Genomic DNA, 18,838 nt, shown 5'->3' on the forward strand with positions numbered 1-18,838 from the left:
ATCGCAAAACTATTTTATAAATTACTTGCGTTATTTGAGACAATATGATGTCCAAGAGTCACTTACGGGTAATCTCTCAGCTCATAGATGGGGGTGACCCGGAAGTGAGTATCAGTACACTCGCTGATCAACTCGAGTGGAGTACTAGTCACGCCTCACGGATCATCACCGAATTAGAAGCCTACGGCTGCATCCAAACCAAACAAAGCGGTCGAGAAAAGCCGGTTTCTCTTACTGAAATCGAACCGATAGAGCAGCTCGAGGGACTCCTCACGGAATATCGTCATATGGACCTACCGGCGCTCATTGCTGGCTCCGGATTACAAATTCTCTATTATCTTGACCGAGGACGGACGGCTACCGAATTAGCTGAGCGAAGTGGCGTTAGTCGGGCAACAGTCTACCGTCGGTTAGACGATTTCCAGGTAGTCGGTGTCATCGGCAAATCGAAATCTCGGTATCGTCTCAACGAGCCATTTACCGTATTGGCCTCAATCGCACGAGGACTGTTCCATCAGAAGCATCGCCGTGAAACAAGAGAGCACGTCGTTGGACTCAATTTCCTCTGGGAAACACACGACGAGTATCTCTTTGCGTGCGACAGCGACATCAATACTGAAGGGTTTCAGCTGACCGGACCAGCACTGTTCGGTGAGTTCGGCGTTCCACTGCTTACCCGCGACCGTCGCCACTACTTCCGAACCGATCGAGTCACCGAGGTCGACCCTGTAGAGTTAGTCTGCCATGCCCTCCTGATCGATGATGGCTCTCGGTACAGAACGTACTGTCTGTTACTGATACAGAAACAGGATATTGATCGAACGGCATTACGAGACCGCGCTGAATACTATCATCCTGAGGCAACGATCGATCTACGCGACATCGTCCACGATCTCATTGAATACTTGGAGACAAGCGGAGAAACGACGGCTGAGTTCCTCCCCAACTGGGAAGAGTTCAAGCAAACAGCTAGGGAGTATGAGGTCACTCTATGAGTTCTCGTGAACGATTCGGCTGTGGTTATATTGAGGCGACTCTGTTGAAATCCTATTTTTCGGATAGATTATCGTCTGAAACACCTGTTGCTAAAGACTGCGAATCGATTGCTGGTTAGTCGTCTGTTCGCTCTCTAATACTAAATAGCACTTAACGGGACATCCAGTAATTAGACGGTGTGACCTCTACTACCATCAGGCAGAAGGATATGAGAATCAACGCCACAATACTCATTTCTCGGTATGGTAGGAGAATACCGCCCAAGAATGCTCCGAGAAAGGCGACTGCACCAAGCCAACCACTCCCTTCCACCATCTTTCCAACTCCGAATAGCAGTTCCAGAACCGTTCCTATCTGAACGATCCGAGATACTACACCCACATACTCAGAGTGTAGAAGGGTGGACAGCGGGACCAGTTCGGCGGCTATTGTACTCATTGGTGCGATGCCAATACCAATTACGATGCCATTTGCCACCGCTACCGATGTCAGCACCCGCTTTTGTACATCTGGGGTATTAATTGTCACCGCCTTCTCAAAAACTAAGACCAAGAAAAACGCTGCAAAACCACCAATCACCAAGTCTTGAATGGCTTGAACGGATTCAACCTCTACAGCCATAGGAAGTAATTCTCGTTCAAATTACTTTTTGTCATCGGTTCTTTCTACTGATAGTGGCTTAGTGATTACGTCTCTGTATTGCTCGATCCATGAGCCTTCTGTACTGAGCGATTGAGGGAGCAAGACCATCAACTACTGAAGATCTCAACAAAGCCGGGTTCCCTAAGTATAGGCCGGTGTTTCCATATAAACTTCATATAATAGTGAGCCGTGACATAAAACATGAGCCATAAGACGGAATCAAAAGGCACACAGGGTGTGTCCATATCCGTTCCAATACCCGCCACAAATGCGGATTTATTCAAAAGCAAGGCAACAAACGACATCTTGCTATTTTTAACGAACCACCGATTCAAACAGTTCTCACAGCGCGAGGTAGCTAACCAGATTGACCATTCCCAACAGACGGTTCGGAGAGCGGTCAATACCCTCATAGAGAACGGATTAGTGGTTGAATCGCCCGAGGGTAATCAACGGCTCGTTCAGATTAACCGCGACCGACTCACTGTTCCAGACGACCCTCTCCTCCAAATCCCGCAACTGGATTTCCAGAAGCCTGTGAAGGCCGCAGTCGACGAACTTACTGACTGTCTTGACGGCATCATCGGGATCATTCTTTACGGAAGTGTGGCGCGCGGCGAAGCCGATCGTCGCAGTGATATTGACCTCTGGGTGCTCACGACGACCGATCGAGCCCCAAACCAACGAGCGGCGAACACTGTCGGTCGCGACCTTGAAGATGCCGAGTTCGGCGGGAACAGGTATGCTTACGACATCGACGTTGAGGCGGTTCAAGCGATTCCCACGTACACAGAAGACATCCGAGAAATTGTCGTTTCAGGAATCCCGATCTACAGCACTGACAAGTTTGAGACGGTCGAAAAGCTCCTCCTCGAGGAGGGTGGTGACGATGAGTGATGGGTCTGTACTGACCGGACCGAGGTTAGATTTTGTCACATTCTGAGGATTTCAACAGAGCATAGTGAACAGAAGATGATCCGGTCGCGAGCGTATTCGTCGAGTGCGTCGAGTTGTCTTTTCGACCGATCGGTGAGCTTCCAGTCCCACCCCTCGCTCATCGCTCACTCGTATCTTCACGTCCGTACTCCGCTTTGATCTCCTCGCTGGAGTGTGTCCGGCCTTCCTGAATGTCGACCTCACTCGCAGCGATAGCCTTGAGATCTGCACGGTTGAACTCGGGATGTTTCACCGCGTCACGGAGTACGTCGCGAACGAACTCGCTACGGCTGTTGTACCCCAACTCTTCCCACGTCGCGTCGACGTCGGAGAGAAACGTCTCCGTTATTCGGATGTTGACCGTCGTTTTTTCGGGTGGTGAACTGGCTTCGGACATGCTACTGTGTTGAAATTGTGTAGCAATAACCGTTACGCCAAATCAGATATTGTCGAGATACCCCCGTCGCTGTTCCATCCTTTCGCGCTGACTCCGCCGGTCGTAGTGTTCGTCGAGAACACCTGCAGTCACGTTTGCACGGTCACTGACGACATCTTTTGGAACATCGCTGTTCAGGTGGTGGGTGATCCCACCACGCCGAAGTGCGTGTGGACTGACGCTCGAGGGACAGCCGAAGGCGGCGGTATACTCCATCGCTTCGCAACGCTCTGGATCGCGGTCGTGTGGACACTCTCCAGTGGAAACACAGGGCCTTGTGTATCTGTAACAATCTCCTCGAAGCGTCGATCGATGCGCACGCCCGTCTACTGTCGATACGAGCGGTCGCCTGCCGAACTCGTCGTCGACGTCGGGTCTCCGATCTGCGATCCAGTCGTCAAGAAGCTGGCACACGTCGTTCGATAACGCGATCAGTCGCTCTCCACCCGTTCCGTTCTTGATCGTTGTTCTCTCCTCAGGTCGATGGACGACAGCGATGTACTGCCCATCCGGGTCGTAGTCGTCGACATCCAGCGAGTGGACCGCACCGGTCCGCATCATCGTGTGCCACATCAGCGTGAGAACGACGTGAGGACGGGAGGCGTACTCGTACTTCGAGAGATGGTCGAGAACCTCCTCAGCACGGTCGGACTCAAGCATCACGTCGCGGACGTTCTGCCCGTCTCGCAACACGGGCGACCGCACCTTCGTGTGGAGGTCGTCGACGACGGCGTCGATGCTTTCGAGCCACTTCACGAAGACACGGAGCGTGTCCATCTGCGTCTTCTCGGTGGCGGGCGCGAGATCACCGTCACGACGTCGCCAGAGGCGGTAATCGTGTAGTGTCCGTCCGCTCAGCTCGTTCAGGTTGTCTATGTCTTCCTCGTCACACCAGCGAACGAAGTGACCGAGGCGAGAGCTGTGCGAGTACAGCGTTGCCTTGGCCACCTCGGCTTCGCGATCGGCGAGGTACAGTTCCACGGCTGTTTCCGGGTCGATTGGTTCGAGACTCATCGCTCTTGGGTGCGCGAATCGCAGTCAGGACCCCGATCTGAAGTCCCCGATTTCGGGCAGTACAGGCCCGAAAGGACGATCCGTTCTCAGTATGAACTCGCGCCCGTCGCGCCCTGCCGTTTTTATAATAGTGTACTCGACCGTAACTGTTCGACAGTGGATATTCTGTCCAGCAAGAGGATTTTTGTTCAACCGTGAAAATCTCGATCTCGAATGAGGGCATCGACGGCGAAAGAGGAACTGCTTGATAAGGGGCTACAGATCGACCACGAGCAGTTTGAACAGCTCTGTAAGATGGTGATCGAGCGTGCAGAACCAACTCGTGAACTCGAGTTAACGCCGTTTCGTGGCGATGGTGGAATCGATATTCACGCTGTCATTGACCGAGAACTGTTCCACGCACGGCTCGGCGTACAAGCGAAACAATACACGACAGGTAATACCGTCGGTGCTCGAACCCTGCGCGGATTTAAAGGCGCACTCTCAGAGCAACAGTATCACATCGGAACGGTAATCACGACATCCTCATTCACATCTGGAGCTAAAACGAGCGCAAACCAAGATTACATCCGATTGATCGACGGTGACCGACTCACGGACATCATGATCGAGAGCAGTATCGGTGTCGTTACAGACGACGAATCATACGAACTCGATCCCACGTTTTGGAGTGCGTTCGAGAAGCCAGAGCGCACTGACACGATCCCGTCTCTAGAGGTGCCACAGGCGGACAACTTCGACGTGATACGCACCGTCATCCGCGCGGTTGGAACGGGTTCCGACATCAAGCCCGATATCGCGGAATACGTTCGAAAGCAGACGGATTCAGACACGTTCGATCCGCGGCAAGCGGATTATTACGGTATCGCCGCGTGGCTTCTCCAGTTTCTCCACAAAGAACAGGAGATCGAGATCGACAACCGTACGATCCGTCGTTGGGGACTCACTCGGCTCGGTGAGGAATATCTCACGTATCTCGATCGTGGTAATCGAGAATCCGCGGATGACCTTCTCATACACCAGATCCGTGATGTTGAGATCATCTCTCGCGTATACGCTCAGCTAGAAGCAGACGATACGCTTTTGCGACGTGATATCTCCGAGATCCTCGCTGCCGAAACAGATCTCTCAGACTCAACCACTCGTCGACGCGCCCGAACCGTTGGACAGTGGCTTATTCGCCTCCCTGAGGTCACTACGAGCGGTCGAGGGTCCGAGCAACAATACGTCCTATCTTCGACGCCACGTTGAGCGATCTTCGACGACTCATTCAGTAAAGTCGGAGAGCGTCTTTCGCCGTTGTTCATCCGGTGGAACGTTCGTGATGAGTACTTCTGAGACTTCCCCGCGACTGCTGGCATCGCTATTTATTGCACGAGTGGCGTCTACGTAGCTGATCGAGAATACGTCGTAGTTTTCGTACAATTCCGTGACTGGCGGTGAATTCGAGAGGACCACGGAAACATCCATTTCCGTAAGTTCTATGACGGTATCACGAAGCCGCCGTTGGTCCTCTCGGTCGAATCCGCCCGCCTGATATGAATTGAAATCTGCCGTTTTCGACACGCGTTCGTACGGCGGATCTAAATACACGAGATCACCGATTGAAGCCTCATCGACGACGTAGCTGAAATCCGTATTGAATACTGCTGTCTCTTGGAGAACACGTGATGCCTTTCGGATCCGCTGCTCTTGTACCCAATCTGGATTCGAATATCGTCCGAAAGAGACGTTGAATTCGCCGTCACTATTCTCTCGATACAATCCGTTGAAACATGTCCGATTCAGGTATAACAGTAGGCTCGCCTCTCGGACTCGCTCGTCCTGTGTGAGAGTCGACTGTGTAAGGAGGGTATTGAACTCCGAGCGAGCGTTGTAGTAGTATTCTTCCGTATGCTCGTGCGTTTTGTTTTCGGTAATGAGGGCGTCCGGTTGGTCCCGAACGATCTCATAAAACGTTGTCAACCGCGTGTTCAGATCGTTAATCGTTCCGTCATCAGGATCCTGATCGAAAAAGACAGCACCACCGCCGACGAACGGCTCATGATACGCCTCATACGAGGTCGGAAACAACGCCGTAATTTCTGAGAGAAGCTGGCGTTTTCCACCTGCCCATTTTAAGATCGGCTCCACCATTCAACGTAGTGTTCCCCGGTATTAGCAAAAAACTGTCTCGTCAGGCAGTAGTGTCTCGGCGCTCAATCCGTCTTACTGAGATAGTTGGGAATTAGTTACCCGCAACACCACCCTGTTCCCGAAGAACTGTTGCGACATCCCCGAGGCGCTCTGACTCCTTCGGGAGGTTCTCGAGCGCCGTATCGAGATCGACTGCGAGTGAGTACTGGTTCTCGTCGCCACGACCCCGACCCTGCCGCTTATTGAGCACGTTCGTATCAGCGAGGTCGTTGAGTCGATCACGGAACCGGCGGTTCGAGAGGACGTTCACGTCCGCGTACTCACAGAAGGTCTTGTACTGGGTGTAGATCGGCGTCGTCGTCACGGGTGTGTCGCCGTGTATCCCGTGATACGTGACTGCCATGAGTGCGAGCATTCGCTGATTCGGAAGCGTCTGGATCCCCGACTCGATGGCCTTTGTCTCGAGAAAGTCCCGTGCTTCGCGCACGTGCTCCTCTGTGACAGTCGTTTCTCCCCTATCGTCGCCAAACCGAGTCGCACGGAACAGCAGACGGATCGCCTCGCGAGCGTCACCAGTATCCTGTGCGCCTAACGCCGCAGCAAGCGGGATCGTATCATCGGTCAGAATCTCACTTCGGAGGTGCTGGTAGTCCTCGATCCCGTCCTCGAAATACGTGTCTCGGAGGGCACCGACGGCACGCCGTGAGAGAATGTTGCGGAGCTGATCAGCGTCGTACGGCTCGAAACGGACCTCGTCCTCACCGAGGCTCGACCGAACGTCGGCGTCGAGGTTCTCGCGGAACTGAAGATCGTTTGTAATCCCGATAAGCGAGAGACGGACATCGTCCGGATTCGACCGTGGGAGCTCGTAGAGGATGTAGTCGTCATCGCCGATGGCGTCGATCTCATCAAGGACGACGATGACCGTCCCGCCTATCTCCTCCAGATTCTCGATCACCATGTTGAGGAGAGTCTTCCGCTGGTGACCGCTCGGGAGTTCCTCACCGGGGCCGAACCGTTTCTCACGGAGTCGCTTGACGAGATGTGTCAGGACGTGGTAGGACCCGTCCATGCCCTTACACCGGATGTGAACCACGGTGAGGTCCATCTCAGAATCATCGGCGTACTCCTGAAGTTGATCCGTCTTGAGGCGGATTCCGACGGTCTTTCCCTGGCCGGATTGACCGTATACGATCAGATTGAGCGGCGTCGAACCCATCGTCGCTGGACGAAGCGCGGAGTGGATCTGGTCGAGTTCGACCTCGCGCTCCGGCAACGACTCGGGCTGGTACGTCTGCTCGTTGGGGTTGAGGACGTCCATGTCCTCAAAGATCGTGTCTTCGTCACCGAACGCCTTCATACGCTTCCGTTTTCACGGTTATATATAAACCCCCATGTCCTACATGTCTTTCTGTCTAGAAAACGGGGTAGTGTCTGGGATGTCGGTGTTAGTTCCCCTGCGATTCTACTGTGCCTTAGGTAGAAGACAGGGACAGAGGGGGGTGCGTCCAGCAAATCATCGAGATACTAGACGGAGTTGAGTCCCGTGACAACGAGATACAGACGATCTCAGGGCTGTTTCCATAGGGGCACAGTGATCAAAGATATCGCCTTCCGGTCAATCTCCCCCGAGGTGGGGGGATGCGTCCGACAACGGGTCGCAATGAATCGCACTCTAAGAGTACACGCCTCACGGCGTTTTATCAGATTTCCCTGAGAAGGGTGTTCATGGATCGGAATATCTCGCGAATCCAAGAACACGACCTCCGTTCGGTGTGGGAGAACGAGGACCGAGATTTCACGAGATGGTTGACGGAGAATATCGACCTGCTCGCGTCGGAGTTGGGAATAGAAATCGAGGACGCACGAGCAGAGGAAGCTGTCGGCGACTTCTCGGCTGATATCGTCGCACGGGAGATGAACACGGGTGAGACCGTTGTTATTGAGAACCAATACAATCGGACGGACCACGATCACTTGGGTAAACTCTTGACGTACTCGTCTGGGAAGAACGCCGGGTTTACGATGTGGCTCGCCGAGGAGTTCCGGCCGGAGCACCGGAGCGTACTCGAATGGTTGAACGAAACCGGGCCGAGAGGTGCGAAGTTCTTCGCGATCAAACCTCGCGTCGTGAGTATCGAGGGGGCTGAGGAGCGTGGCTTCGAGTTCGAAGTTGTCGTTGAGCCCAACGAATGGGAACGAGAGGTGAGTAACGAGTCTCTCTCCGACTCCGAACAGAGCTATCGTCAGTTCTTCGCCGAGATGGTTGAGGCGTACTCCCAGAGACGACCGAACTGGTACAAACTCAAGCCTGGGCCTCGGAACTATCTGACGTTTAGCGCTGGCATTTCTGGGGTTCGATTTGGATGGGTGTTCCATCAGGGGCCAGAGTTTTCGGTCGAGCTCTACATCTCCACGTCAGATAAGGAACGTAACGAAGAGATATTTGAGGCGTTGAAACGAGAACGAACAGATATTGAGGCCAATTTAGGTGTCGAGTTGGAGTGGGAGCGCTTGCCCGAGAAACAAGCCTCCCGGATCAAGCAGCCGAAGGATATTGACGGAACGATTACTGAATTGACTACTGATCAGCAAAATCACCTAGTTGAGTGGGGTGTGGATCTGATGGACGAATTCCAAGAGGAGTTTGAGCCTCGTCTTTCCGCTCTCAGATCCAACTGATCGCTGACTCCACCGGTGTAATGACTCGCTACGTAGGGGTTATCCACCCTACCGACTTGTCGGACGCACTCCCCTCCCCAGCTCCATTTTGTATTAGGCTAATACCTGCCGTTCAATCTGGACCTCTCCCGTTGCGCCCGTGTTCTCGCGTCGCTTCGCTCGCTCGAACACGGACGCGACTGGATCCACGCTCGCTCACTGCGTTCGCTCGCATGGATCCCGCTGCGGTCGTTGGCTTCTAATCTCACAACGACAGCATAACTCCACGTAACGGCCAGTAACAGTGTTATCCGTCTTCGAGGGCGTCGTAGAGGTCCCGGTTCGAATCGCGGTCGTCCGCCGCGACCTGCCGGACCAGATCCCGCCGGGTGTCCTCCATCACGCCGTCGAGCGGTGACACGGTTTCCGCTTCCTCTTCGGTGGATGTCTGTATTCCATCAGCGTGTCTCGAACGAGCCGATCACGTCGCTCGTCGAGTACGTCTCGACCAGATTCTGCTCCTCGAAGTCGGTGTCATCGCTCCAGATCGCCGCTCCAGCAGCAATCGCACACGCAAGATAGAGCACATCGTCCGGATCGGTGTCACCGATCGCGTCGTCCGCCCGATCGATAGCCGGATAGAAGTCGTCCGCGGGGACGATATCGATGTACCGGAACAGAAGGTCGACGAACTGTGCCACTCGGTCCGGTTCCATCCCGGACTTCTCTACGATCAGACCCCGGTAGTTCCCGATCTCGTCGCGGACGAACGCAGGTGTCAGCAGGTCCGGCTCAAGCGTGACGATGAGTTCTCGCGTCTTCGAGTCGGCGATGAGCGCCGAGATGACGACGTTCGCGTCGACAACCAACTTCATCGCCGAGTTTACGCTGATTCCTCGTCGACACGTTTGCGTCCACTTTCGTTGATCTTGTCGGCGATCTCCCGGACATCGGTCTCGGTGAGTTCGCTCTCACCGGCGAGCTCGTCCAGTACTTCGAGGGCTTCGATCTTCTCTTCTATCGCCTGTCGAGTGACCTCGCTCCAGTTGATCTCGGGGTGTCTCTCCATACGCGCTTTCAGATCGTCGTCGACGTTGACCGTGATGCTCGGCATACAGAAACCTATATTTTCACAGAATACTGTGTCTTTCGGTGTTTCTATTCCTCTCGATCTCAGCCGCCTCACGGCTTACAGGTTGAGTCGTTCGACAGCGACGTAGTGCCAGTTGCGCCTTTCCCGCCGTAAATTGGTCGGCTACCGATGATGTTCGGAACGGGTCCGAGCTTCGCGTGTCTCCGTGAAATCTTGTCGACGAACCGTGGTCGGCGTCGGTGTCGCGACCGAAGCGATACCGGACGGACTCGAGTCGCGAGCGACGCAAAGAGGCGGTGACGCACGACCGCGACGAGACGGGTGCGAATAGTCGGCCTGTGCGGTCCGCGTGGGGGAAGGGCCGGACGCTCCAGTAGCGCGGCCCTCGCGAGTGGCAACACTGCCTCGATTCCTTCTTTTTGCGGCCGTTTTCGACCAGATTGACCCTCTCGACCGGTGGAATCGAGACGATCTCGACCGCAACACAAGCGCAGATCTCGACTCGACGAGCTGCTCGTCGACGCCGAACCGACACCGGGGGGTCGGTTGGCGGTTAGAGGTGTGGCGAAGGCCACACAAGCTAAGGTACCGCATGAATTTGACGAGAAACTCTACTCTTTTAGTATGCTTGAGGAAGAGGATTTTTCCTTGGATATCTTCCATTTATTTGGATCCGCCATGATCCCAACACATACTGAATGACCTCTGAATCAAAATCAGACGCTCATGATCTCGCACTAGAAGCGCAGCAAAAAATACGAGAATACCAAATAAATGCTGCCCGGGAGATGGAGGTAGTGTTCAGATAAGCTGATTCCATGCGAAAGCGAACGATCTGATCCACTCGTTTGCTGTTTCTGCTTCGGCGTTGCTAAAACAGTTTGAGAAACTAGTAGTTCTGCGTTTTACCTCACGAAAGACACGTTCGACACTGTTCCGCTTTCCGTGTCGTTCGTATCTAAAATCGAGGTCGTGTTTGCGACAGGCTCGCTGAAGTGGAGCCGCGCCATCAACGAGAAAGATCGCGTCATCTACATCGTGTTTTTTGCGGAGTTCCGCGAAAAACCGATCTGCGAGAGCATTGTTTCTCGTCGATTCAACCTTTGTATGTAACAGATCGTTTGATTCGGGATCGACAGCAGCGTACAGCCAATATTGTTCATCGTCAAGCTGAATCACAGTCTCATCAACCGCGACGTGATTCGGCCTCCGACCAGTTTCTGGCTGTAGATCGGCTTTGTGAACCCAGTTATGAACGGTCGATCGAACTCGATCAACACCGAATACCTCAAGAAAAGAAACAGTATTCGAAAGCGATAATCCAGCCAAGTGAAGCTGAATACTGAGCTTCATCAACAGCTGCGGTGTTGCTTCTCGCTCCACAAACTCTAAGTTGATCTCGTCTAAACAGCCGCTGAGACGGTCGTTTTCGGGCATAAGTCACTTTGAAAACGCACCGCCTCACCTTTCAATCCTTATCTGAACACCGCGGTAACCGTAGCGATCGGTGATTTATGGACAGAAAAAGGGTGTCATGGAAATCTTACCACAAATTTTATTTTATATTCTCAAAATTGAATTAATCGTGTGAAATTGCGTTTTAATACATCAAATTAGCTAGTTTTTCACAGACGGCGAGCGATTTCATATGCGATTGATGTTGGGAGGAGAATAGCGAATATTACGAGGGTGATTTCTTCTATTGTCAGGCCAGATTGCGTGAGACCCGCGTAGAAGTAGAGTGCTCCGGTGGCGATCACACTAACAATAGCCGCAATGTATCGGGGATCACTCCATGAAGATGGGAACTCGGGGCCGGACATAATTCCGTATAGTTGAATCTATATGATAGCTTCTTCGCCCACATCGAGCGATCTCGATCCGGGTGTGAGAACGCTTCTGTAACTCCCTCAACGGAAACACCATCACGACGTCGGGAGACCGGCCACGCGATCGAGTTCGCCTTCAGTTTATAAGTAGCCGACTCGCCGACACCCCTGATCGAACGCCTCGTCTCAGACTTCGTCAGCCGCGTTTTGCGCCTCACGCAGCGTGAACTCGCCCTCGTATAGCGCGGTCCCGACCACGACCGCGGCCGCGCCCGCCGCCTTCAGCGCGACCACGTCGTCAATCGACGCAACCCCCCCGGAAGCTATCACGGGGATCTCCACCGCCTCGACCATCGACTCGACCGCCGTCCGGTTGATTCCGGCCAGCTGCCCCTCCACGTCGACGTTCGTAAAGAGGATCGCCCCCGCCCCCAATTCCTCGTAGCGCGCGGCCGCCTCGGCGGGGTCGAGACCGGTCCCCTCGGTCCAGCCCGAGACGACGACCTCGCCGTCCTTCGCGTCCAGACTCACGACGACGCTCCCGGGGTGCGTCTCGTCGATCGCCGCGACAATCTCCGGCGTCTCGACCGCTGCCGTACCGAGGATCACGCGGTCGAGCCCCAAGTCGAGCAGATCGCGCGCGCCTTCCGCGGTCCGGATGCCGCCGCCGAGTTGGAGACCGACCTCCTCGGGAACGTACTCCACCACCGCCTCGATCGCCGCGGCGTTGACGCGCTCGCCCTCGAACGCGCCGTCGAGGTCGACGAGGTGGAGGGTGCGGGCCCCCGCGTCGGTCCAGCGCTCGGCGGCGTCGACCGGGTCGCCGTAGCGTTTGCCCGTGCCGCGCTCGCCGCCGACCAGCTGGACGACCTCGCCGTCCTGCACGTCGACGGCGGGGATCACCTCGAACTCGGGGAAGTGTGTCATACCGGACCGAAGCCGCGGACGAGAATTAAACGGGTCGGTTCGCGCACCGTGCGCCGCCGGCTCACTCCACGGCGATGAGGAGCTGCGAGACGTCCTCGTCGAAGGCGGCCGGGTCGGTCGCGAGCGCCTCGGCGGTCTCCGCGTCGGCCAGCTCCGTCACGAGCGTCTCCGCGTCCGCGAGGTTCGGCAGCGCGTCGTCGATCACCTCGATGAGCGGATCAGTCGGATACGCGCCGCCCGCGACGATCACGTCGGTCCCGTCGTGCCAGACGCCGAGCCGCGACTCCATCTCGACGGTCTCGGCGATCGACTGGGTCGAGCCGTCCGGAAGCGGCAGCTCCCCGTCGAGCGCGTACTCGCCCGCCAGCCGCCACGCCGTCGCGGTGTGGCCGGACCGGACCGTCGTCGTTCCCTCGTCGACGACTTCGACGTTCTCGATACCGCTGTTGCGGAGCTGCGCGCGGAACGCGTCGACCGCGGCACCCTCTACCTCCGCCATCAGCCGGTCGCGGCCGACATCGGCCGGCAGCTGGTCGACCGCGGGCCGGAGGTCGATCCGGGTGGCGAAGAAGACGACGGGCGACCCCGACGCGTCGAACGTCGCCGCGAGCGCCTCGGCGACGTCGACGTACTCGTAGACCCGCGTCCGCTCGCGGGCCCGGACCGTCACCGGCCCGTACGACTGTTCGAACACCGTACTCCGTGACTCGTCGATCTGCCGCCAGTCGTCGATCCGGTCGCTCGTCACTGTCGGCTCCGGGACCGGACCCTCCCGCGTGCCGAGACAGCCCGCCAGTCCGAGCAGCCCGAGGCTCCCGGTCCCGGCCAGCAGCCGCCGTCGCGTGGGTCCCGCCGACCGTCTCATCGATGAGTCGTTCATGCCGATCCGGAGGGCGGGACCGGGCAAAGCGGTGTCGGCAACGGTGTCGCCGCCGACGGGTCGACGACGACGCGACGGACACGGATCCCTTATGTAACCACCGAGTACAATAACCGAGTGATGACCACCGACGAGAGCGAGACGCGGCGGCGACGCGCCCGGCCACACACCCGACGGCGGTTCCTGACGGCGGCCGGGGCCGCGGGGGCCGCCGCGCTGGCGGGCTGTAGCGCCGAGCAGGTCGACGACGGCGACGGGAACGACGGGGGCGACGGAAACGGAGGCGACGGCGACGGAGGCGGCGGGAACGATACCGACGGGGACGACGGCGGCGACGGCGACGACGAGCCGCCGACGCTGACCGTCGCCACCTACACCAACTTCATCGACGCGCCCTCCGTGAGCCCCGGCGAGTGGCTCAAAGAGGAGTTCGAGAGCCGGTACGACGCCGAGTTGGAGTGGGCGACGCCCGACAACGAGGTGAACTACTACGTCGAGCGCGCGGCCTCGGGAGCCGGCATCGACGCCGACCTCTACGTGGGACTCACCACGGAGGACCTCGTACGCGTCGACGAACAGCTCGACGGCGACCTGTTCGCCGAGCGGGGCGCGGTCGACGGGTTCGACGACGTGCGAGAGGGACTCCTGTTCGATCCGTTCGACCGGGCGGTCCCGTTCGACACCGGCTACGTGAGCCTCGTCTACGACGGGACCACGATGGAGGCCCCGGAGACGTTCGACGGGCTGCTCGACGACGAACACGCGGGCGCACTCATCGCGCAGAACCCCGGCGGGTCCTCGACCGGCCGGGCGTTCCTCCTCCACACGATCAGCCGCTTCGGCGACGGCGGCGTCGCGAGCGACGGCGACGGAGAGGCGATCGAGGGCGAGGACGGCGACGCCGACTACGACTACCTCGACTACTGGGCGGACCTCCAGGCGAACGACGTGCGCGTCTTGGGCGACTGGGACGAGGCGTACACCGCTTGGAGCAACGGAGAAGCGCCGATGGTCGTCTCGTACTCGACCGATCAGGTGTTCGCGGACATGGAGGGACAGGACCTCGAGAAACACCAGATCCGATTCCTGAACGATCAGGCGTACGCGAACCCGGAGGGGATGGCCGTCTTCGCCGACGCCGACGAACCCGACCTCGCCCGGCAGTTCATGTCGTTCATGCTGGAGCCGGACGTACAGGGCGAGATCGCCCAGCGCAACGTCGCGTTCCCCGCGACCGGAAACGCCGAGCTGCCGAGCGACTACGCCGAGCTGGCACAGGAGCCGGCCGACCCGGTGACGTTCACCTACGACGAGCTCCAAGGCTCGGTCGACGCGTGGGTCGAGGCCTGGGAGCGGCAGTTCGCCGGGAACTAAGCGCGTGAGCGACGAGAGGCCGAGCGCGTGACCGAACGCGACGACGGACGGACGACGACCGACGAGGGGCGCGAGACCGCCAACGACGAGCGGGCGACGACCGACGCCGACCTCGTCGCTCGCCTCCGTGGCGGGATCGAGGCGCGCGCGCTGACCGCGCTCGCGGTCCTCACCAGCCTCACGCTCGTCGTCGCGTTCTACTACCCGACCGCGACGGTCCTCGTCGAGGCGGTCGTCGTCGACGGCGCATTCACCCTCGGCGTCTTCGCCGAGATCCTCACCGACCCGTTCTACTTCGGCGAGTTCGCGCGCCTGCTCCGCGGGGAGTCACCGCTCGCGGTCGCGCGGGCCCTGCTCTCGCCGGAGCGCCGGCTGGGGATCGTCGGGTTCACCGCGTATCAGGCGGTCCTCTCGACGGTCGCGAGCGTCGCCCTCGGCCTCCCTGCCGCCTACCTCCTCGCGCGCTTCGAGTTTCCGGGCCGGAAGACGCTGCGCTCGCTGACCATCGTTCCGTTCGTCCTCCCGTCGATCATGGTCGCCGTCGGGTTCGTCGCCACCTTCGGGCAGAACGGCACCCTGAACGCCGCCCTCTCCGCTCTCAGGCTGCCGCGAGTCGACCTCATGTTCACCCTCGAAGCCGTGGTGATCGCCCACGCGTTCTACAACGCGCCGCTCGTGGCGCGCGTGACGACCGCGGCGTGGGAGTCGGTGGACGCGAGCGCGGTCGAGACCGCCCGGAGCCTCGGGGCCGGCCCGGTGCGGGCGTTCGTCGACGTCGTCGCGCCGCAGGTGTACCCGGCCGTGCTGACGGGCGCGGCGCTCACCTTCGTGTTCACGTTCGGCACGTTCCCCATCGTCCTCGCGCTCGGCGGGTTCCAGCTTGCGACGGTGGAGGTGTTCGTCTACCGGCTGGTGCGCGACCTGAGCTACGCCGAGGCCGCCGCGCTGGCGATCGTCGAACTCGTCGTCTCGCTCGGGGTCCTGCTCGCGTACCTCCGCTACGAGGCCCGGAACGCGACCAACACGCGGGGCGCTCGTCCCCTACCGCGCCGGTCGCTCGTCCCGCCGTCGCGCTCCCTCCGCGAGCTGCTGCCGCGGGCCGGGCTGGCGGTCTACGCCGTCGTCGCCGGGGTCGTCTTCCTCGCGCCGATCGCGTCGATGGTGCTCGCGTCCGTGACGGGCGGCGACGGCGCGCTCACGCTCGACCACTACCGGTTCCTGATCGAGCGCCAGCAGACGGGGGCGGCGTTTCAGGTGCGGCCGTGGCCCGCGATCCGAAACTCGCTGGCGTTCGCGGGGGCCGCGACCCTGCTCGCGCTCCCGATGGGCGTCGTCGTCGCGGTGTTGACCACCCGCCGGTACCGCGGTCGGACGCTGGTCGACGCGGCCGCGATGGCTCCGCTGGCGGTCTCCGGGATCATCGTCGGTCTCGGACTGTTGCGGGGGCTCGTGTTCGGCGTCGAGATCGGGGGGTGGCGGATCGCCGCGAGCGGCGCGGCGGCCATCGTCGTCGCGCACGCGGTCGCGGGCTACCCGTTCGTCGTACGCACCGTCTCGCCCGGGCTCTCGGGGCTGGATCGGTCGCTCGTCGAGTCGGCGCGGGCGCTCGGCGCGTCGCGGGCGCGGGTGATCCGCGACGTGGAACTCCCCTTGGTCTGGCCGGCGGTCGTCGCGGGCGCGGCGTTCGCGTTCGCGATATCGATCGGGGAGTTCACCTCGACCGTGGTGTTGGCGACCGGGGCCGACGCGTACACGATGCCCGTCGCGATCGAACGGTTCATCGGGCGGCGGCTCGGACCGGCGACCGCCATGGGCGTCGTCCTGCTGGTCGTCACCGGACTCAGCTTCGTCGTCATCGAGCGGCTCGGAGGTGAACACCGTGGGCTCTGACCGCACCGACTCGTCCGACCCCGACGCCCCGGATCCCGACGCCCCCGTCGCCGTCGAACTCGACGGCGTGACGAGACGCTACGGCGACGCGACCGCCGTCGACGGCGTGAGCCTGCGGGTGCGCGAGGGGGAGTTCTTCACGCTCGTCGGCCCCTCCGGCTGCGGGAAGACGACCACGCTCCGCCTGATCGCGGGGTTCGAGGACCCCTCGGCGGGGACGGTCCGCTTCGCCGGCGAGTCGGTCGCGGGCGTCCCCCCGGAGCGGCGCGACGTGGGCGTCGTCTTCCAGAGCTACGCGCTGTTCCCGCACATGACCGTCGGCGAGAACGTCGCGTACGGACTCAACTTCGCCGACCCGCCCGAGGGGGTCACGCGCGACGAGCGCGTCGCCGACCTCCTCGAACTGGTCGATCTCCCGGACGCGGCCGACCGCGACCCGGAGAGCCTCTCGGGCGGCCAACAGCAGCGGGTCGCGATGGCCCGCGCGCTCGCGCCCGGTCCCGACGTGCTCCTCTTAGACGAGCCAATGAGCGCGCTCGACGCCCGCCTCCGGGAGCGGCTCCGCGCGCAGGTCAAGCGGATCCAGTCGGAACTCGGGATTACGACGATATACGTCACCCACGACCAGGAGGAGGCGCTCGCCGTCTCCGACCGCGTCGCCGTGATGCGCGACGGGACGCCCGAGCAGGTGGCCGCGCCCCGGGCCGTCTACCGCGAGCCGGCGACTCGGTTCGTCGCGGAGTTCGTCGGCGACAACAACGTCTTCGCGGGAGCGGTCCGCGCCGCCCCCGCCGACGGCGAGTTCGCGGTCGACATCGACGACACGGACGCCACACTCCGAGTTGGAGTCGACGACGAACTCGACGCCGTCCCCGAACCCGGCGACCGCGTCGCCTTCTGCGTGCGCCCGGAACACCTCCGGGTCGCGGGGGACGCGAGCGCGACGGACGACGCGGCCGCGACGCGCAACGGCGCGGAGAACGCGCTGCGCGCGACCGTCGCCAGCGCTGAGTTCCTCGGTGAGACGACGAGAGTCACCCTCGACTGGGGCGACCGCGAACTGCTCGTCCGCGCCGTCGACCCCCTCGACGGCGAGGTTACCGTCTCGTTCGACCCCGCTGACGCGCACGTGATCGAGGTCGGATCTCGGCGGTAGACCACCTTCTCTACTTTTGCGGTGGCGCGCGCCTCCGAGGCCGCCTCGCGGCCGAGGAGCGTCGCGCGAGGGAGTCGCTGGCGGTCGAGCGAAGCGAAGACCGCCAGCGACGAGGCTGGGGAGGTGTGAGGTGCGGTTGCTGTGCGGGGTGGGACTCGAAGGGGCAGTCGGGAGGCGGGCAGAGGCGACGCAAGCAGCGTGGCGCTACGCGCCACGGGCAGCCGGCGGCAAAGCCGCCGGCGACACCGCAGGAACGAGCGAAGCGAGTGACGAGGAGCACAGCGAGCGTCTGCCCGCCTCCCGGCTGGGGCTTCGGCGGTCTCGGTCACAACGTCAGCTTCGTAGTAGCTGGGGCTTCGGCGGTCGTGTCCGTAGCAGTAACCGTCTCGTAGCGAACGACGGGGAATCCGACCGATTTCACACGACACCCCTGATCACTCACGCCACTTGTGGCCGCACTCGACGCAGGTGAACAGCCGGACCTCGTAGGAGCCGCCCGGCTTCGGCATCATCTCGGAGGTGGCCCGGTCGCTGTCACAGTCGGCCGCCGGACACGGCTCCTGTACCGTCTCGGCGGAGTCCTGCGTCGCGTCGGCCACGGCGGGCGCGCCGTCGTCCCGCTGTCCGTCCCGGGTCGCCATCGCCGCTTCCGCCCGCGAGTCCCGGGGCTCCTCGTTCTCGCAGGAGCGACACACCCACCTGTCGCCGTCCGTGTGCATCATCGAGCCGCACTCGTCACAGAACTTCATATGAAGTCGAAATACGCGGCCGTCGGATATACCTGTTAACTTCCGATCCGCGGCGGAGTTCCGGCAACCGCTTGGAGGCGTCCGATCGGGCACACGCCGACACCTCTTACCGCACCGAC

At 60.0% G+C, this 18,838-nt stretch carries 18 protein-coding genes; 7 read left to right on the top strand and 11 right to left on the bottom strand.

Going from position 1 to position 18,838, the window contains the following annotated elements:
- The first annotated feature begins 44 nt into the window (after nt 1–44).
- Entirely contained in the window at nt 45–995 is a 951-nt protein-coding gene (locus QOL69_RS08620) for a helix-turn-helix domain-containing protein (protein ID WP_283402856.1), read from the top strand.
- A 151-nt stretch (nt 996–1,146) separates the two neighbouring features.
- On the opposite strand, the gene QOL69_RS08625 is transcribed toward QOL69_RS08620, so the two are convergent.
- Nucleotides 1,147–1,617 carry a hypothetical protein gene (locus QOL69_RS08625; RefSeq protein WP_283402857.1) on the bottom strand — a complete coding sequence of 157 codons (471 nt, stop codon included), beginning with the start codon at nt 1,615–1,617 and terminating at the stop codon, nt 1,147–1,149.
- A gap of 222 nt (nt 1,618–1,839) precedes the next feature.
- On the opposite strand from QOL69_RS08625, the gene QOL69_RS08630 reads away from it, so the two are divergent.
- Nucleotides 1,840–2,535 (top strand): nucleotidyltransferase domain-containing protein, encoded by a 696-nt coding sequence (locus QOL69_RS08630; RefSeq protein ID WP_283402858.1) that lies wholly within the window; start codon nt 1,840–1,842, stop codon nt 2,533–2,535.
- Between the two features lie 157 nt (nt 2,536–2,692).
- Here the strand turns inward: QOL69_RS08630 and QOL69_RS08635 are convergent, their stop codons facing one another.
- A complete protein-coding gene (locus QOL69_RS08635; protein ID WP_095638263.1) occupies nt 2,693–2,971 on the bottom strand; it encodes a ribbon-helix-helix domain-containing protein in 279 nt (92 codons plus the stop codon).
- A gap of 42 nt (nt 2,972–3,013) precedes the next feature.
- Complete coding sequence (locus tag QOL69_RS08640; RefSeq protein WP_283402859.1) at nt 3,014–4,024, bottom strand: tyrosine-type recombinase/integrase; 1,011 nt, start codon at nt 4,022–4,024, stop codon at nt 3,014–3,016.
- A gap of 213 nt (nt 4,025–4,237) precedes the next feature.
- Here QOL69_RS08640 and QOL69_RS08645 point away from each other — a divergent pair, with 213 nt between their 5' ends.
- A complete protein-coding gene (locus QOL69_RS08645) occupies nt 4,238–5,275 on the top strand; it encodes a restriction endonuclease (RefSeq protein ID WP_283402860.1) in 1,038 nt (345 codons plus the stop codon).
- Between the two features lie 15 nt (nt 5,276–5,290).
- On the opposite strand, the gene QOL69_RS08650 is transcribed toward QOL69_RS08645, so the two are convergent.
- Both QOL69_RS08650 and QOL69_RS08655 read right to left on the bottom strand, forming a co-directional pair.
- Entirely contained in the window at nt 5,291–6,160 is an 870-nt protein-coding gene (locus QOL69_RS08650; RefSeq protein WP_283402861.1) for a DNA adenine methylase, read from the bottom strand.
- Nucleotides 6,161–6,251: 91 nt separating this feature from the next.
- Nucleotides 6,252–7,520 carry a Cdc6/Cdc18 family protein gene (locus QOL69_RS08655; protein ID WP_283402862.1) on the bottom strand — a complete coding sequence of 423 codons (1,269 nt, stop codon included), beginning with the start codon at nt 7,518–7,520 and terminating at the stop codon, nt 6,252–6,254.
- Between the two features lie 368 nt (nt 7,521–7,888).
- Between QOL69_RS08655 and QOL69_RS08660 the strand changes: the two genes are divergently transcribed.
- Nucleotides 7,889–8,842: a DUF4268 domain-containing protein gene (locus QOL69_RS08660; RefSeq protein WP_283402863.1), complete on the top strand. Its 954-nt coding sequence runs from the start codon at nt 7,889–7,891 to the stop codon at nt 8,840–8,842.
- A gap of 437 nt (nt 8,843–9,279) precedes the next feature.
- On the opposite strand, the gene QOL69_RS08665 is transcribed toward QOL69_RS08660, so the two are convergent.
- From QOL69_RS08665 to QOL69_RS08685, 5 genes are all read right to left on the bottom strand, one after another.
- Complete coding sequence (locus QOL69_RS08665; protein WP_048077735.1) at nt 9,280–9,696, bottom strand: PIN domain-containing protein; 417 nt, start codon at nt 9,694–9,696, stop codon at nt 9,280–9,282.
- An 8-nt stretch (nt 9,697–9,704) separates the two neighbouring features.
- On the bottom strand, nt 9,705–9,935 hold the full coding sequence (locus tag QOL69_RS08670) for an AF_0619 family ribbon-helix-helix protein (protein WP_048077736.1): 231 nt from the start codon (nt 9,933–9,935) through the stop codon (nt 9,705–9,707).
- Nucleotides 9,936–10,715: 780 nt separating this feature from the next.
- Entirely contained in the window at nt 10,716–11,351 is a 636-nt protein-coding gene (locus QOL69_RS08675) for an IS6 family transposase (protein ID WP_283402789.1), read from the bottom strand.
- A 578-nt stretch (nt 11,352–11,929) separates the two neighbouring features.
- On the bottom strand, nt 11,930–12,670 hold the full coding sequence (hisA, locus tag QOL69_RS08680; RefSeq protein ID WP_283402864.1) for a 1-(5-phosphoribosyl)-5-[(5-phosphoribosylamino)methylideneamino]imidazole-4-carboxamide isomerase: 741 nt from the start codon (nt 12,668–12,670) through the stop codon (nt 11,930–11,932).
- 61 nt (nt 12,671–12,731) lie between these two features.
- Complete coding sequence (locus tag QOL69_RS08685) at nt 12,732–13,550, bottom strand: DUF6517 family protein (RefSeq protein WP_283402865.1); 819 nt, start codon at nt 13,548–13,550, stop codon at nt 12,732–12,734.
- A 120-nt stretch (nt 13,551–13,670) separates the two neighbouring features.
- On the opposite strand from QOL69_RS08685, the gene QOL69_RS08690 reads away from it, so the two are divergent.
- The 3 genes from QOL69_RS08690 (at nt 13,671) to QOL69_RS08700 (ending at nt 17,970) form a co-directional block, all read left to right on the top strand.
- Entirely contained in the window at nt 13,671–14,924 is a 1,254-nt protein-coding gene (locus tag QOL69_RS08690; RefSeq protein WP_283402866.1) for a thiamine ABC transporter substrate-binding protein, read from the top strand.
- A 135-nt stretch (nt 14,925–15,059) separates the two neighbouring features.
- Nucleotides 15,060–16,814 carry an ABC transporter permease gene (locus QOL69_RS08695; RefSeq protein ID WP_283404223.1) on the top strand — a complete coding sequence of 585 codons (1,755 nt, stop codon included), beginning with the start codon at nt 15,060–15,062 and terminating at the stop codon, nt 16,812–16,814.
- Nucleotides 16,804–17,970, top strand: a complete 1,167-nt coding sequence (locus QOL69_RS08700) for an ABC transporter ATP-binding protein (protein WP_283402867.1) — start codon at nt 16,804–16,806, stop codon at nt 17,968–17,970. Before QOL69_RS08695 ends, QOL69_RS08700 begins: the two co-directional genes overlap by 11 nt.
- A gap of 434 nt (nt 17,971–18,404) precedes the next feature.
- Here the strand turns inward: QOL69_RS08700 and QOL69_RS08705 are convergent, their stop codons facing one another.
- On the bottom strand, nt 18,405–18,719 hold the full coding sequence (locus tag QOL69_RS08705) for an RPA12/RPB9/RPC11 RNA polymerase family protein (RefSeq protein WP_283402868.1): 315 nt from the start codon (nt 18,717–18,719) through the stop codon (nt 18,405–18,407).
- Between the last annotated feature and the right edge of the window lie 119 nt (nt 18,720–18,838).

The sequence above is a fragment of the Halorubrum sp. DM2 genome, from assembly GCF_901686465.1.
GTDB lineage: Archaea > Halobacteriota > Halobacteria > Halobacteriales > Haloferacaceae > Halorubrum.